General features: G+C 72.0%; 1 protein-coding gene. It reads right to left on the bottom strand.

Annotated features, from left to right (window positions below; translation table 11 throughout):
• Window position 1: 1 nt before the first annotated feature.
• Window positions 2–17851, bottom strand: a complete 17850-nt coding sequence (locus tag FB390_RS09820; RefSeq protein WP_246123940.1) for a non-ribosomal peptide synthase/polyketide synthase — start codon at window positions 17849–17851, stop codon at window positions 2–4.
• Between the last annotated feature and the right edge of the window lie 21 nt (window positions 17852–17872).

Here is a 17872-nt window from a genome sequence, read left to right as displayed (position 1 = left end):
GCTAATTCCTTTCGGAGACCACGGCCTGAGCCTCGGCGAGGAGGCGGTGCAGCGCGGCGGCGAGGCCATCGCCGCCGAGCGCCGCGAGCACGCCGGGCACCAGCCCGGCGAGCGAGACGTTGATGAGGACTTCCGGTGTCGCCGCCGCGCCCATGGCCTTGGCGACGGTGGCCAGCTTCGCGGCGAGGTCGGCGTAGGACACCCGGTGCGCGCCGTGGCTGAAGGCGAGCGCGCCGGGGGCGACGGCGGCGGCCGACGCGATCAGATCGGGCAGGTCGGCGACCGTGGCCGTCGGCGCTGCCGAGGGACGCTGCTCGCCGTCGGTGCGGATGTCGATGGCGCGGATCGCGACGGTCGGGTCCGCCGCCACTGCGGCGAGCACGAGCAGCAGCCGTTCGGCGTAGCGCTCGACGGTCGACCTGTCGAAAATATCTGTCGCGTAACCGAATCGGAGCGCGAGACCGGTCCGCGCGCCGACGGCGTCGAAGCGCTCGATGCCGGTGAGCTGTAGGTCGAACTTCGCCTCGTCCGGCGCGGGATCGAGGACTTCGACCGCGAGTCCCGGCAGTTCGACGCGGCCGGTGGGCATGTTCTGGAAGGTGAACATCACCTGGAACAGCGGCGTGTAGGCGCTGGATCTGGTGCGGCCCATCGCTTCGACCACCTGATCGAAGGGCACGTCGGCGTGCGAGAGCGCGGCCAGGTCGCGATCCCTGGCCTGGCGGAGCAGATCGGCGAAGCCGGAGCGCGGGTCGATCTCGGTGCGCAGCGCGACGGTGTTGACGAACATGCCGATCAGGTCGTCGAGTTCGGCCGCGCCGCGCCCGGCCACCGGTGCGCCGATGGTGATGTCGGTCGCGCCGGACAGCTTGGCGAGGAGCACCGCGAGCGCACTGTGCAACAGGGTGAACAGCGTGGTGCCGTGCTCGCGCGCGATCAGCTCGAGCGCGATGGTCAGCTCGGCGTCGATCTCGAAATCGACAGCCGCGCCGCGCATATCGCGGTGCGCCGGGCGTGGACGATCGGTCGGCAGCGCCAGGACTTCGGGTGCGCCCGCCAATTCCGTTGTCCAGTAGCGGAGTTGCTGTGTGAGCAATGAGTCAGGGTCGCCGGCGGCGCCGAGCAGGGCGTGTTGCCATTCGCTGTAGTCGCTGTACTGGATGGCGAGCGGGGTCCAGCCCGGCGCGCGGCCCGCCGCGCGGTCGGCGTAGGCGCGGACCAGATCCCTGGTCAGCGGTGCGATGGAGTAGCCGTCCGCGCAGATGTGGTGCAGCACGACGACCAGGACGTGCTCGTCGGCGGCCGGTGCGAACAGCACTGCCCGGACCGGAGGCGCGATGGTCACGTCGAAACCGGCGCTGACGAACTCGGCGATACGGGCGTCGATCTCGTTTGGCCGCACCGGAATCGGCGTCGGATCGAAGGCCACCCCATCGGTGTCCAGCACATCTTGCACCGGACCTTCCGGCAGGTCCGGGTAGCGACTGCGCAGCGCCTCGTGCCGCGCGAGGACGTCCCGCGCGGCCGCCGTCAGCGCGTCGTGGTCCAGTGCGCCGGTGAGCCGGATGGCGACGGGGATGTTGTACGCGGCCGAGTCCGGCGCGAGCCGGTTCATCACCCACATGCGCTGCTGCGCGGGCGCGAGGCGGGCCGGACGGGTGGGGTCGCGCCGCACCAGAGCGGGTCGAGCGCCGGCGTCGTCCAGATCCGCGAGCCGAAGCGCGAGCCCCGCCACCGTCGGCTCCTCGAACACCGCGGCGACCGGCACCCGCACCCCGAGTTCGGCGCCGAGCCTGGCCGAGAGCCGCGTCGCGAGCAGGGAATTGCCGCCCAGGGCGAAGAAGTCCGTGTCGGCGCCGACTCGGTCCGCTCCTGGGTCGTGCGCACCATCGATGACCTCGGCGAAGGTGGCGGCGACCAGTCGCTCCAGGTCGGTGGCCGGTGCGATGAAGGCCCCCTCGGCGAAGACCGGCTCGGGCAGCCGCGCGCGATCGACCTTGCCATTGGCGTTGAGCGGCAAGGTATCCAGCACGACGATGGCGGCGGGCACCATATAGGTCGGCAGTCGCGTCGCGAGTGTGGCTCGCAACTCCGCTGCGGATTCGGCGTGCCCGTCACCCAGCACGACGTACGCCACCAGCCGCGCGCCCGCCCGCTCGTCCGTCTTGGCGACGGCCACGGCGGCCCGCACCTCGGGCAGGCGCCGCAGCGCCGTCTCGACCTCGCCGAGCTCGATGCGGAAGCCGCCGATCTTGACCTGGAAATCGGCCCGTTCGAGGTATTCGAGCTCGCCGTCGGCGCGCCACCGGACGATATCGCCGCTGCGGTACATCCGCGACGCCCCGGCCGCGAACGGGTCCGCCACGAAGCGGTCCGCCGTCAATCCGGGCCTGCTCTGGTAGCCGCGCGCCAATTGCGCGCCCGCCAAATACAATTCGCCCGCGACGCCGATCGGGACCGGCTGGAGCCTGCTGTCCAGCACGTACACCCGGCTGTTCCAGGCGGGCGCGCCGATCGGCACCGTCCGGCTCGGCCGCGCGACCACCTCGTGCGCGGTGATCGAGACCGCCGCCTCGGTCGGTCCGTAGAGGTTGTGCAGCCGCGCGCCCGTCGCCCGATCGAGGAACTCGGCGGCGGTCGCGGGCGGCAGCGCCTCGCCGATGGCGAGGACCTGCCGCAACCCGGCGGGCAACGGGTCATCCGGCGCGGCGGCGAGCAGCATGCCGACCAGGGACGGCACCGCGTACAGCACCGTCACGCCGTGCCGCGCCATCAGCGCGTGCAGCCGATCCGGATCGCGCTCGTCGCCGGGCCGGGTCACCACCAGCGCGCCGCCGGTGACCAGCGGGGACCAGAACTCCCACACCGAGAGGTCGAAGGTCGCCGGCGTCTTCAGCAGGGTCCGGTCGGCCGCGCCGAGCGCGAAACGCTCGCGCAGCCAAGCCAACTGGTTGACGATCGCCGCGTGCGGGACGGTGACGCCCTTCGGCCGCCCGGTCGAGCCGGAGGTGAAGACGACGTAGGCAGGGTGCTCCGGGCGCAGCGGCCGAATCCGCTCGCCGTCCGTGATGGGCGCCGCCGATCGGTGCGCCGCCTCGAGCCAGTCGACCTCGAGCACGCGCACCGAGGTCTCGATCGGCATGCCGTCCGCCACGGTGGTGAGAGCGCAGACCGGTGCGGCGGTGTCGACGATGTAGGCGATGCGGTCGGCCGGATGATCCGGGTCGACCGGCACGTACGCGCCACCGGCTCGCACCACCGCGTACATTGCGATCACCAGCTCGACGGACCGGCGCATGGCCAGCACCACGGTGCGCTCGGGGCCGACGCCGTGCCCGATCAACGCCCGCGCCAGCCGGTTGACGCGGCCATCGAACTCCGCGTAGCTCAACGTCTTTCCGGACTCCGCGTCGATCAGCGCCGGAGCGTTCGGCGTCCGTGCCGCCTGCCGGTCCACCAGATCGGCGAGCGTCACCGGCTCGACCGGATGGGCCGTGGCGTTCCACTCCCCCAGTACGCGCGCACGCTCGTCGCCGAGCACGTCCAGGTCGCCGATCAGCGTGTTGGGCAGTGCGACAACGGATTCGAGCACGTCCACCAGTCGGTCGATCACCCGCTCGCCGGTGCCGGATTCGAAAAGGTCGGTGGCGTAGCCGAGGGTCAGCTCGATGCCCTCCGGCGTGCCGTCGGCGGCGTAGCGGTCGACGGCGAACAGGTGCAGATCGAACTGCGCGACGCCGTTGTCGAATTCGAGCTCGCGCACCGTGAGCCCGGGCAGTCGCAACTCGCCGCGCTCGTGGTTCTGGAACGAGTAGCCGACCTGGAACAGCGGGTGCCGCGCGGTGGAGCGCTCGGGGGCCAGCACCTCGACCAGTCGCTCGAACGGCACGTCGGCGTGCGAGAAGGCGGCGATGTCGGCGGCGCGCGCGTGCCCGAGCAGCTCGGCGAAGGTCTGTCCGCCCTCGACGCGGGTGCGCAGCACCAGGGTGTTGACGAACATGCCGATCACGTCGTCCAGCTCCGCCTCGCCGCGCCCGGCGATGGGTGTGCCGACGGCGATGTCGCCGGTGCCGGACAACCGGGCGAGCAGCGCGGCGAACGCGGCGTGCACGACCATGAACAGCGTCGCACCGTGCGCGCGACCGAGGCCGATCAACTGCTCGTGCAGCCGCGGCGGCACCGGCCGGGTCGTCTTCGCGCCGCGCAGACTCTGCCGCGCCGGGCGCGGACGGTCGGTGGGCAGCGCGAGCTGATCGGGAAGTCCGGCCAGCGCCTCGGTCCAGTAGCCGATCTGCTCGGCGGCGCGGGAGTCCGGATCGTCCTCCGCGCCGAGCAGTTCCCGCTGCCAGAGTGCGTAGTCGGCGTATTGCACCGCCAGCGGCGACCAGCACGGCACTCGATCGTCCAATCGGGCGGTGTAGGCCGTCATCAGATCGCGCACGAACGGCGCGACGGAAGATCCGTCCGCGGCGATGTGGTGCAGCACGCCCGCCAGCACGAAGTCGGCGGGGCCGATGCGGAACAACCGCATTCGCAAGGGGACCTCGGCGGTGACGTCGAAGGCGGTGCTCGCCAGCTCCCGAACGCGCTGCGGCAGGTCGGCTTCGGTGATATCCACCGGATACAGCGCCGGAACGGCCTGCGCCGCAGGAAGAATGCGCTGCGTCGGCGCGCCTTCCCGCTCGGGATAGGTGGTGCGCAGCGATTCGTGCCTGCCGATGACGTCGGCCAGCGCGGACTGGAGCGCGGGTACGTCCACGTCGCCCGTCAACCGCAGCGCCAGCGGGATGTTGTATGCGGCGGACGCGCCGTCGAAGCGGTTCAGGAACCACATCCGCCGCTGCGCGGGCGAGAGCGGCAGCGTCGCCGGTCGCGCGCCGGCCACCAGCGGCGGCCGCGCGGCTCCGGCCTCGCCCGCGGTGACGTTCGCGGCCAGTTCGGCGACCCGCGGCGCCTCGAACAGCGCGCGGACGCCGACCGGCCTGCCCAGCGCCGCGCCGATGCGGGCGGCGGCCTTGGCGGCGAGCAGGGAGCTGCCGCCGAGGGCGAAGAAGTCGTCGTCGGCGCCGACCCGGCGCGCCTCGGCGGTCAGACCGAGCACGTCGGCGTACACCCCGGCGACGATCTCCTCGACGACCGTGCCCGGCTTGCGGTAGGTCGTCGATGCGAAGACCGGTGCGGGCAGCGCGGCGCGATCGAGTTTCCCGTTGACCGTCAACGGGATTCGCTCCAGCGTGACGATGGCGGCGGGCACCATGTGCTCGGGCAGCGTCCGCGCGAGCTCGCCGCGCAGCGCGGCCGCGTCCACCGAGTCGTCGGCGACGACGTAGGCGACGATGCGCGCCTCGTCCACCAGATCGGCGCGCACCACCACCGCGGCTTCGCGGACCGCGCCGGTGTCCAGCACGGCCGCCTCGATCTCGCCGAGCTCGATGCGGAACCCGCGCAGGTTCACCTGTTGGTCGGCGCGGCCGAGGTATTCCAGGTCGCCGTCGGCGGTCCAGCGCGCCAGGTCGCCCGAGCGGTAGGCAAGCGAGCCGTCCACGGCGTAGGGATCGGCGACGAAGCGGCTCGCGGTGAGCGCGGGCCTGCCGAGGTAGCCGCGCGCGAGCTGGCCGCCGGAGACGTAGATCTCGCCCGGCACGCCCACCGAAACCGGCCGCAACCGCGCGTCGAGCACCCGCACCGCGAGGCCAGGAATCGCGCCGCCGATGACGCTCGCCGAGCCCGCGCCCGGCTCGATCGGGCGGTACGACACGTGCACCGTGGTCTCGGTGATGCCGTACATGTTCACCAGGCGCGGTCCGTCGGGATACCGCGCGAACCACCCGGCAAGCCGCTGCGGCTCCAGCGCCTCGCCGCCGAAAACGATATCGCGCAAGGCGAATTCGGCCGGTTCGGCCGCGGCGTCGGCGGCGATGAGCTGGTAGAACGCCGACGGCGTCTGGTTCAGCACCGTCACCCCGCGCTCGACGAGCAGGCGACGGAACTGCTCCGGTGAGCGCGAGGTGAAGTAGTCCACCACCACGAGTTCGCCGCCGCACAGCAGCGCGCCCCACAGCTCCCACACCGAGAAGTCGAAAGCGTAGGAGTGGAACATCGTCCACACGTCCGAAGGACCGAACTCGAAGTGGCGCCGGGTGTTGTCCAGCAGCCGCAACACATTGCGGTGCGGGACGACGACACCCTTGGGGCGGCCGGTGGACCCGGAGGTGTAGATGACGTAGGCGGTCTGCGCCGGGTGCAGCGGGGCGCGGCGGTCGGCGTCGGTCAGCGGTTCGGCGCTCACCGACTCGAGGTCGGCGTCCACGTCCAGCACCGGGCCGCCGAACCAGTCGCGCGGCAAACCCGTCGTGGCGGAGCCGACGGCGCAGATCGGCCGCGCGTCGTCGATCATGTACTCGATCCGGTCGGCCGGATAGTCGGGATCGATCGGCAGGTAGCCGCCGCCCGCCTCCAGGACCGCCAGCAACGCGACGACCAGCTCGACCGAACGCGGAAGCGCCACCGCCACCAAGGTTTCCGGTCCGACGCCCGCGGCGATCAGCCGCCGGGCCAGCCGGTTCGCCTTGGCGGACAGCTCGCCGTAGCTCAGCACGTCCTCGCCCGCGCGCACCGCGACGGCCGCCGGGTCGAGCGCCGCGGCGCGGCGGAAGCGGTCCACCAGCGTCTCGTCGGCGGCCGCCAGATCGGGACCGGTGCTCGCCCATTCGACCAGCGCCCGCCGCTGCTCCTCCGCGGAGAGCAGTTGGATGTCGCCGACGACCACCGTCGCGTCCGCGGCGACCGCGGCGAGCACCTGGGTGAACCGGCGGGCCAGCACCGCTACCGTCTCGGGCTCGAAAAGATCGGTGGCGTAGGTGATCTCGATGTCGATGCCATCGGCGCGGCCGTCCGAGTCGTCGGCGGCGAGCACCGTGAACTGGAGGTCGAACTCGGCCGCGACCGCGTCCAGCTCGACCGGACTCACCCGGAGTCCGGCGAGCTCGAGCGCGGGCACGGTGAAGTTCTGCATGGTGAGCGCCACCTGGAACAACGGGTGACGGTTGCGCGCGCGGTTCGGGGCGACGAGCTCGACCAGCCGCTCGAAGGGCAGGTCGGCGTGCGCGAGCGCCTCCAGGTCGCGCGACCTGATTTCGTCGAGGACCGTCTCGAACCGGGCGCGCGGATCGATGCGGCTGCGCAGCACCAGGGTGTTGACGAACATGCCGACCAAGCCGTCGAGTTCGGCCTCGCCGCGCCCGGCGACCGGGGTGCCGATCGCGATATCCGCGCTGCCCGACAGCCGGGCGAGCAGCACGGCGAGCGCCGCGTGCACGGTGCTGAACAGCGTCGTCTCCCGCTTGCGTGCCAGCTCGCGCAATTCGCTGTGCAGGTCGGAGTCGATGCGCAGCCGGTGCGTCGCACCGCGGTGCGTGGACACGGCCGGACGTTTGCGGTCGGCGGGCAGCTCGAGCTGATCGGGCAGGTCGCCGAGGGCGCGCCGCCAGAATTCCAGCTGGCGCCGCGCGCGCGACTCGGAATCGTCGGGGTCGCCGAGAATTTCGGACTGCCACAGGGTGTAGTCGGCGTACTGCACGGGCAGCGGACCCCACCCCGGCGCGCCGCCGTCGCGGCGGGCGGCGTAGGCGGTCATCAGGTCGGCGGCCAGCGGGCCGAGCGAGAATCCGTCGGCCGAGATGTGGTGCAGCACGAGCAGCAGCACGTGCTCGACAGTGTCGGTTCCGGTCAGCGCGAACAGGTGGGCGCGCAGGGGTGTTTCTTCGGTGAGGTCGAAAGTGACCGCGGCGCAGGCGGCGAGGCGCTCGGTCAGCGCCGGCTCCGGCACCGCTTCGCGGCGCAGCACGGGCCTCCAGCGCGGCAGGATCACCTGCTCGGCGCCGTCCGGCCCGGCCGGATACACCGTGCGCAGCGCCTCGTGCCGTTCGATGACATCGCCGAGCGCCGCGGTGAGCGCCTCGGCATCGAGGTCACCGCCGAGCCGGAGCGCGACCGGGATGTTGCTCACCGCGTCGCCCGGCCCGTCGGAGTCGGCGAGGAAGCGGTTCAGGAACCAGATCCGCTGCTGCGCGGGCGAGAGCGGCAACCGCTCCGGGCGCCGGCGCGCGGTGAGCGCGGGCCGCCCGCCGCGACCGCGCGACGCTTCGGCCTGTGTCGCGAGGGCATCCACGGTGGGCGCGTCGAAGAGCACCCGGACCGGCAGCTGGGTGTCCAGCGCCGCGCCGAGCCGGGCCACCACCCGGGTCGCGGTGAGCGAATTGCCGCCTAGCGCGAAGAAGTCGTCGTCGAGACCGACCCGCGGTGCGCCGAGCACGTCGGCGAAGACGCGCGCGACGATGTGCTGCGTGGGTGTCACCGGCGCGCGGAAGACCGCTGCCTCGAACACCGGCGCGGGCAGCGCCTTGCGGTCCAGCTTGCCCGAGGCGTTGAGCGGGAACTCGTCCATCGGCACGAAGGCCGACGGCACCATATACGCCGGAATCCGCTGCGCCAGCGCCGCTTTCACCGAGTCGATGTCGATGACGGACGCGCCGATCAGGTACGCGACGAGCCGGGTGTCGTCGCGCACCACGACCACGGCCTGGTCGATCTCCGGCAGCGCGGTCAGCGCGGCCTCGATCTCGCCGAGCTCGATACGCAGTCCGCGCAGCTTGACCTGGAAATCGGTGCGGCCCAGATACTCCAGCTCGGCGAGCTTCGGACCACCCGTCGAATCGCTTCGCGATGCGGGCACCCATCGGACGAGATCGCCGGTGCGGTACATACGCTCGGCGCAGGCGAACGGGTTGGCCACGAATCGATCCGCGGTCAGGTCCGGCCGCCGCACGTACCCGCGCGCGAGCTGCGCGCCCGCGAGGTACAGCTCGCCCGGTACGCCGACCGGGACCGGGCGCAGGCGCGAATCGAGCACGTACACCCGGGTATTGGCCACCGGAACGCCGATCGGCACGCTGTCGGTGTCCGCGTCGACCACCTCGTGGTAGGTGACGTCCACGGCCGCCTCGGTCGGCCCGTACAGGTTGTGCAGCCGGGCGCCGGTCAACGCGCGCAGCCGCTGCGCGGGCCCCGGCGTCAGCGCCTCGCCGGAGGCGAACACCATGCGCAGCGAATCACACCGCGCCACGGCGGGTTCCGCGACGAACACCGCCAGCATCGACGGCACGAAGTGCGCCACCGACACCCGTTCCCGGTCGATGAGCTCGGCCAGGTAGCGCGGGTCGCGATGACCGTCCGGGCGCGCCACCGCAAGCCGTGCGCCGATCTGCAACGGCCAGAAGAACTCCCACACCGAGACGTCGAATGTCGCGGGCGTCTTCTGGAGGACGACGTCCTCGGCCGTGAGTTCGTACTCGGCCTGCATCCACAGCAACCGGTTGACGATCGCCGCGTGCGACACCACGACGCCCTTGGGCTCGCCGGTCGACCCCGAGGTGAACAGGACGTAGGCCGCGTTGCCAGGGACGAGCGCGGCGAGCCGGTCCGCGTCGGTCAGCGGGGCGTCGGAGTAGTCGGTGGTGTCGAACTGGTCGACGTCCAGCACCGCCCACACGTGTGAATCGCGCTCGGACGGCGGGAGATCCAGGCCGTCTTCCGTGCGGCTCAGCACGCACACCGGCCGCGCCCCGCGCAAAACGCGCTCGATGCGCTCGGCCGGATGGTCCGGGTCCACCGGGACGTAGGCCCCGCCCGCTGTCAGCACCGCGTACATAGCGACGACCAGATCCACGGAGCGCCGCATACCGATCGCCACGGTGCTCTCGGGCCCCACGCCGATGGACACCAGCAGCCGGGCCAGGCGGTTGACCCGGGACGCGAACTCGCGATAGGTGAGGGACTGGCCTTCGAAGCTCACCGCGACCGCGTCCGGCGTGCGCCGGGCCTGCGCCTCGAACAGCGACACCAGCGTCGCGGCGGGGTCGAGGGCGCGCGCGGTGGCGTTCCACGAGCACAGCAGCTGGGTGCGCTCGCCCGCCGACAGTGTGTCGATGTCTCCGACGAGCACCGCGGAATCGGCGCAGACCGCGTCGAGCACGCGCCGCAAGCGGGCCGCGAACGCCACGACGGTGTCGGCGTCGAACAGGTCGGTCGCGTAGTCGAAGGCGGCGTCGAGGCCGTCGGCCGTCTCGGTGAGGGTGAGCTGGAGATCGAATTTCGCTGTGCGCGTGTCGATGTCGAGTCTTTCGACGCGCAGGCCCGCCAGCTCGACGGCGGCGCTCGCGGTGTTCTGGAAGTCCAGCATCACCTGGAACAGCGGGTGTCTGGCCGCCGACCGCTCGGGGTCGAGCGCCTCGACCAGCCGCTCGAACGGCACGTCGGCGTTGGCGAACGCGCGCAGGTCGCCGTCGCGCACGGCCGCGACGAGCTCGGCGAAGGTGCGTTCGGGGCGCACGTCTGCGCGCAGTACCAGGGTGTTGACGAACATGCCGACCAACTCGTCGAGCGCCTGCTCGCCGCGGCCCGCGACCGGGGTGCCGATCGCGATGTCGCGCTGGCCGGAGAGCTTCGCCAGCGTCACGGCGAAGGCCGCGTGCAACACCATGAACAGCGAGGCGTTCGCGGACTCGGCGATCTCGCGCAGGCGGCGGTGAGTCGCGACGGGGATGTGGAAGGGATGCCGTGCGCCGCGCCCCGAAGCGGCGGCTGGGCGGGGCCGGTCGGCGGGCAGGGTGAGGAGATCGGGCAGGTCGGCCAGTTCGGCGGACCAGAAGCGCAGCTGCTCGGCCAGCAGCGAGCCGGGATCGTCCGCCGAGCCGAGGTTTCGGCGCTGCCACAGCGTGTAGTCGGCGTACTGCACCGGGAGGGGCGACCAGTCCGGCGCGGCGCCATCGCGGCGAGCGGCGTAGGCGCGCAGAAGGTCTCGCGTGAAGGGCGCGATGGACCAGCCGTCCGCTGTGATGTGGTGCAGCGCGACGACCAGCACGTGCTCGTCGTGCACCACGGCGCGGGCACTACTACGACGGCCGCCGGGGCCGGTGCGCGACAGATCGTGGTGCCCGTCGGCGCCTCGCAGCAGCGTCAGTCGCACGGGCGGCGCCTGGGTCACGACGAAAGGTGTTGCGGCGAGGGCATGTACCCGTTCGAGTAGGTCACCGGCTTCCTCATCGACCGCAAGGACGGGGCCTCGGTCGGCGGGCAGCACCTCTTGCCGCGCGACGCCGTCGACGGCCGGGTACCTGGTGCGCAACGTCTCGTGTCTGGCGACGACGTCGGTGACGGCGGCGGCCAGGGCCGCCCGGTCCAGCGGACCGGTGAGGCGCACCGCCGCGGTCAGATTGTTCGCGGTGGACGCCGCGTCGAACTGGTTCAGGAACCACATCCGCTGCTGGGCGTAGGACAGCGGCACCAGGTCGGGACGCTCGGCGGCGACCAGCGGATGACGGGTGCGTGTGGTGCGCGCGGCGGCGAGCGCGGCGGCCAGTGCGGCCACGGTGGGATGTTCGAAGAGCAGCCGGACCGGCACGTCGACCTCGGTGCGTGCGGCGAGCCGCGCGGCGATCCTGGTGGCCACCAAGGAATTTCCGCCCACGGCGAAGAAGTCGTCGTCCAAGCCGACGCGGTCGAGTTCGAGCACTTCGGCGAACACCTCGGCCACCGCGCGTTCGGCCGGGGTGACGGGGGCGCGGAAGTCCTTGGCCGCCAAGACCGGATCGGGCAGCGCCTTGCGATCCAGCTTGCCCGAGCCCGTCAGCGGCATGGCCGCCAGCGCGACGTACGCGGTCGGCACCATGTAGGACGGCAGCGCCGCGCGCAGCCTGCCCGTCAACACCGCGGCCACCTCGTCCTCCGGCAGGTCGGTCACCACGTACGCCGCCAGCAGTTCACCGGCCGGATGGGCGAAGACCCGCACCGCGGCGGCGCGCACATCGGCGGCGGCCGACAGCGCCGCCTCGATCTCGCCGAGCTCGATGCGCTGGCCGCGCAGCTTCACCTGGAAGTCGCTGCGCCCCAGGTATTCCAGCTGTCCGTCGCGGTTGCGCCGCACCAGATCGCCGGTGCGGTACATGCGCGCGCCCGCGGGGCCGTACGGATTGGCGACGAATCGTTCGGCGCTCAGCTCGGCACGGCCGTGGTAGCCGCGCGCGACCTGCACGCCCGACAGATACAGTTCGCCTACAACGGTTTCCGGTACCGGGCGCAGCCGACCGTCCAGCACGAGCACCTGACTGGCGCGCACCGGCCGCCCGATCGGGGTCGGGCCCGCCGTCGCGACGACCGGCGCGTGCGTGGCGTGCACGGTGAATTCGGTCGGGCCGTACAGGTTGTGCAGTTCGGCACGGCTGACGGCGGCGAACGCCGCGGCGGCCTCGCCGGTCATCGCCTCGCCCGCGACGAGGACGGCGCGCAGGGTGGCGAGCGACGCGGCGGGCGCGGCGGCGGCGAACACCGTGAGCATCGAGGGGACGAAGGAGGTCATCGTGACGCCGTGCGCGGCGATGGTCGACGCGAGGTAGGCGCTGTCGCGGTGCCCGTCGTGCGCCGCGACCACCAAGCGCGCGCCGCTCGTCAACGGCGCGAACAGTTCCCAGACCGAGACGTCGAAGGTGGCCGGTGTCTTGAACAGCACCACATCGGCGGGGCCGACACCGTACTCGCCGACGATCCAGCGGATCTGATTCGCCACCGAGGCGTGCTGCACGGCAACGCCTTTCGGGCGACCAGTGGAGCCCGAAGTGAAGATGACATACGCGGTGGTGGCGGCGCGCAGCGGGCGCAGGCGCTCGCCGTCGAGCACCGGAACGTCCGGGTATTCCGTGAGGTCGAGTGCGTCCACCTCGATGACCGGCACTTCTTCCGACACCCAGCCGTCGGCGGATCGGGTCAGCACGCACGCCGGGCGGGCGGATGCCAGCACGTGGGTGATCCGCGCCGCCGGTTGATCCGGATCGACCGGGACGTACCCGCCGCCCGCGGTCAGCACCGCGTAGGCCGCGATCACGAAATCCGCGCTGCGCCGCATGCCGAGCACGACCAGCGTCTCGGGGCCGATCCCGCAGGCGATGAGATGCCGGGCCAGGCGATGCACCCGCGCCGCGAATTCCGCGTAGGTCAGAGTGCGCTCGCCGTCGATGATCGCGACGGCGTCCGGAGTACGGCTGACCTGCGCTTCGAACGCGACAGGCACGGTCTCCTCGGCGGCGAGCGAGAAGTCTGGCTCCACAGACGAACCCGGCTCCCCGGCCCAGCCTCGTTCGATCGCCCAGCGCAATTCGGCGGTGTCCAGCAGCGGTAGATCACCGACCGCCGTCTCCGGATCACCGGTCAGCCCTTCCAGCACGCGCAGGTACCACCGCGCGAAGTCGGCGACGCTCGCCTCGTCGAACAGATCTGTGGCGTAGGTGAATTCGGCCGGAACCCCCGCCGGTGCCGAACCTTCCCCGAGTCCGGCACCGGCGAAGCCTGCGGTGACCGTGAGCTGGAGATCGAACTTGGTCACCCCGGTGTCCAGGGTACCGGTGCGCACCGATATTCCGGGGAGCCCGAACTCGATGTCGGCGGCATTGTCGACCGAGAGCAGCACTTGGAAGAGCGGATGCCTGGCTTGGGAGCGCGGCGGGTTCAGCGCCTCGACCAATTGCTCGAACGGAACCTGCGCGTGACCGAAGGCGGCGAGGTCGGCCGCGCGCACCGCGGCGAGCAACTCCGCGCCGGTCCCGGCGGCGTCGACCCGGGTCCGCAGGACGAGCGTGTTGACGAACATGCCGATCAGGTCGTCGAGTTCGCGTTCGCCGCGCCCGGCCACCGGAGTGCCGATCACGATGTCCGCGCTTCCCGACACCCGAGCGAGCAATACCGCGAGCGCGGCGTGCAGAACCATGAACTCGGAGAGTCCGTTGGCGCGCGCGGTCGCGGTGACGCGCTCGGCGATCGCGGCGGGCAGCTGGAAGCGGTACACCGCGCCGCGACCGGTGGCGATCGCGGGACGCGGCCGATCGGTGGGCAGCTCCAGCAGATCGGGGGCGTCGGCCAGCGCCTCGGTCCAGTAGGCCAGCTGACGGGCCAGCGGCGCGTCCCGGTCCGACGCCGCGCCGAGCGATTCCCGCTGCCACAGGCCGTAATCGGCGTACTGCACCGCGAGCGGCGCCCAGTCCGGCGCGGCGCCGGTGCGGCGGGCCCGGTACGCCGTGGCCACGTCGCGGGCCAGCACGCGCAACGAGAGTCCGTCCGCGGCGATGTGGTGCAACACGAGCGCCAGCGCGTAGCCGTCGGCGTCCACGGCGAACAGCCGGGCGCGCAGCGGGATCTCCCGCTCCAGGTCGAACCCGGTGGCGGCGAAACCGGCGAGCGCCGCGTCCAGTTCGTCCACGCCGATCGGCTCGGCCGCCTCGAGCACGGTGACATCGCCGGCGGGCAGCACGATCTGCTGCGCCGGGACACCGGGCTCGTCGAGCACGGCGGGGAACACCGTGCGCAGCACCTCGTGCCGCGCCACCACGTCGGCGACCGCCAGGCGCAGGGCGGTCACGTCCACATCGCCGCGCAGCCGCACCACGAACGGCATGTTGTAGTCGGCGGCGGAACGTTCGAATCGGTTCAGGAACCAGATCCGCTGCTGTGCGAGAGAAAGCGGAACCAGCGGCGGCCGCGGCACCACCCGCAGCAGGCGGGGCGCGGACGCGCCGCCGGTTCCGCCCGCCCGCTCGATCAGTTCGGCGAGATCGGTCACCGTGGTGGCGGTGAACAATTCGCGAACCCCGAGCGGGCAGCCCAAGTCGGCGGCCAGCCGGGCGGCCACCTGCGTGGCCACCAGGCTGTTGCCGCCGAGTGCGAAGAAGTCGTCGTCGCGGCCGACGGATTCGCGGCCGAGCACCTCGCCGAACACGCGGGCGACCGCCTGCTCGACCGGCGTGACCGGCGCGCGGTACTCGCCGGTGCGGTGCGGCGGCGCGGGCAGCGCGCCGCGATCCAATTTGCCCGAGGCGTTGACCGGCAAGGCATCGAGCACCACGTAGGCCGCGGGCACCATGTAGCCGGGCAGCGCCGCGGCCGCCGCGGCCCGCAGCTGCTCGGGACGCACCGTGCCGGGCTCGGACTCGACCGCGTAGGCCACCAGCTGCTCGCCCGCGCCCGCGTCGTCGCGCACCACGACGACGGCGCGCACCACCGAGTCGACCGTGCCGAGCACCGCCTCGATCTCGCCGAGTTCGATCCGCAGGCCGCGCAGCTTCACCTGGAAATCGGTGCGTCCCAGGTATTCCAGTTCGCCGTTGGTCGTCCAGCGCACCAGGTCGCCGGTGCGGTACATACGGTCGCCCGGCGCGGCGGGGCCGTCCGGACCGGCGAACGGGTCGGCGAGGAAACGTTCGGCCGTCAGGCCGGGCCTGGCCACGTAACCCCGGGCGAGCTGTACCCCCGACAGATACAGCTCACCCGGAGCCCCGACCGGTACCGGCCGCAGCCGCGAGTCGAGCACATAGAGCCGGGTGTTGAACACCGGCGCGCCGATCGGCACCGAGAGGGTATCGGTATCGGTCACCTCGTGAAAGGTGACGTCCACCGCAGCTTCGGTGGGACCGTACAGGTTGTGCAGCCGGGCGCCGGTCAGCACCCGCAGTCGCTGGGCCGGCGGGGCGGGCAGCGCCTCGCCCGAGGCGAACACCGCGCGCAGGGTGGTGTCGCGAGCGACGTCCTGATGCGCCAGAAAGGCTTCCAGCATGGACGGCACGAAATGGACAACCGTTACGCGATATTCGGCGATGACTTCGCGCAGGTACGCCGGGTCGCGATGTCCGTCGGGCTGGGCGAGCACCAGCTCGGCGCCGATCTGCAAGGGCCAGAAGAACTCCCACACCGAGACGTCGAAGGTGGCGGGGGTCTTCTGCAACACCACGTCGGCGGTTGTCAGCCGGTAGTTCTCCTGCATCCACACCAGCCGGTTCACGATGGCGCCGTGGGTCACCAGCACGCCCTTGGGCTTGCCGGTGGAGCCCGAGGTGAAGATCACATAAGCGGGGTGGTCCGGTCGCAGCGCCGCGAGCCGTTCGCGCTCCCACACCGGTCCTTCCTGGTACCCGGCGAGGTCCAGGCGATCCAGCCGCACCGTCGGCGCGTCGAGCTCCACATCCTCGGCGCCGAGGACGCAGACCGGACGGGCGGTGGCCAGGATGTGCGCGGTGCGCTCGGCCGGATGATCCGGATCCAGCGGCACGTAGGCCGCGCCCGCGGTGAGGACCGCGTACATCGCGACGACCAACTCCGGTGACCGGCGCAGGTGCAGCGCGACCAGGCTCTCCGGCCCGACGCCGCGCTCGATGAGATACCTGGCCAGCCGGTTCACCCGGGCGGTCAGCTCGCGGTAGGTCAGAGTGGCTTCCGGCGCGCCCGCGAAACGCAGCGCGACCGCGTCCGGGGTGCGGGCGGCCTGCGCCTCGAACATCGACACCAGCGTCGCGGCGGAGTGCGCGCCGGGAGCGCGGGCGGCGAGCAGCGCGTCGACGTCGCAGCCGGTGGCGTTCCAAATCCGGGTGCTCACCTCTATTTCCAGCTCGGTCGTCACGTCGACCGCGGAAATCGGCGTGTCCAGGTCCGCGGCCACCAGTCGCTCCAGGTACTGGAGGAAGCGCGCGTGGTGGCGGGCCAGATCGTCGGCCGCGTAGAGATTCGGGTTCGCCTCGAAGTCGACGTGCACGCGGTCGCGCTCGCCGTAGTAGACGTTCAGGCTCAGATCCTCCACCGGCCCGGTGGAGAGCACGTGGTACCGGCCGGTCGTGGCGCCGAGCGTGAGGTCGCTGCGGAACAGCATGATGTTGGCCAGCGGCCCGAACAGCGCACGCCGGGCCGGGCGGCCGTCGTGTTCGGCGTCGCGGCGGATGTCCTCGTGCCGGTACCGCTGGTGCCGCAGCGCCCCGGCGACCTCCACTCGGGTGGCGCGCAGCAGGTCGCCCCAGGTGGCCGCGCCCAACGCCATTCGCAGCGGCACGATGTTGGAGAGCATGCCCGCGGAGCGCCGCATCGCGGCGGTGGTGCGCGCGGTGACCGGCAGACTCAGCACCACGTCGTCGCGATCGGTCAGGCGGCCGAGATAACCGGCGAAGGCCGCGAGCAGCACCACCGCGATCGTCGAATCCTGGCTTGCGGCAACGGCGTTCATCCGCTCGACCAGCTGGTCGGGCAAGCCGCGTCCGACGATGAGGTTGCTCGCGGCACGCGGCGCGGTGCGCGGGTCCAGGCTGGTCACGCCGTCCAGCCCGGCCACCCGTTCGGCCCAGTGCGCGCGATCGGTCTGGTAGCGCCCGCTCTGCCGGTAGGCGATCTCGCCCTCGACCAGCGCTTCCAGGCTGCCCGGCCGGATCGCTTCCGGCTCGGCGCCGAGCACCCGCGCGGTGTAGCGCTCGGCGACCCGCATGGTGTTGGTGAGCGCGCCGTAGCCGTCGAGCACGATGTGGTGGGCCCGCAGGTACCAGAAGTAGCGCTGGTCGGCGACCCGCAGCACCGCGCCCGCGAACAGCCGGTCGCGCAGCAGATCCACCGGCGCGCAGGCGTCGGCGCGCATCCACTCCATCGCGGCGGCGACCGGATCGGCGTGCGAACGGAAGTCGATCAGCGGGATCTCGATGGGCAATTCGGGATCGACGCACTGATACGGCGTTCCGCCGTCCTCGCCGAGCCGCACCAGCGTCGACCCGTAGTCGAGCGCCGCCTCGCGCGAAACCTCTTGCAGCAGAGCGGCGTCCAGCTCGCCGCGTACGTCTACGTATTGCGCGACGTTGATCGGGATCTCGGGCTCGAGCAGCTGCGCGTACCAGAGGCCGAGCTGCGCGGGAGCTAGCGAAAACGGTGTGGGGGACGGTGTACGGCTCGCCGCGCTCCCGTTCGGCCGCGCGCTGAACCCACCCAACTCCGTACCGTGCACCAGAGCCTCCTCGTTAGCGAA

The sequence above is a fragment of the Nocardia bhagyanarayanae genome (assembly GCF_006716565.1).
GTDB lineage: Bacteria > Actinomycetota > Actinomycetes > Mycobacteriales > Mycobacteriaceae > Nocardia > Nocardia bhagyanarayanae.
Note: the sequence above shows the minus strand (reverse complement) of the source record. Positions and strands in the feature narration are given on the sequence as shown.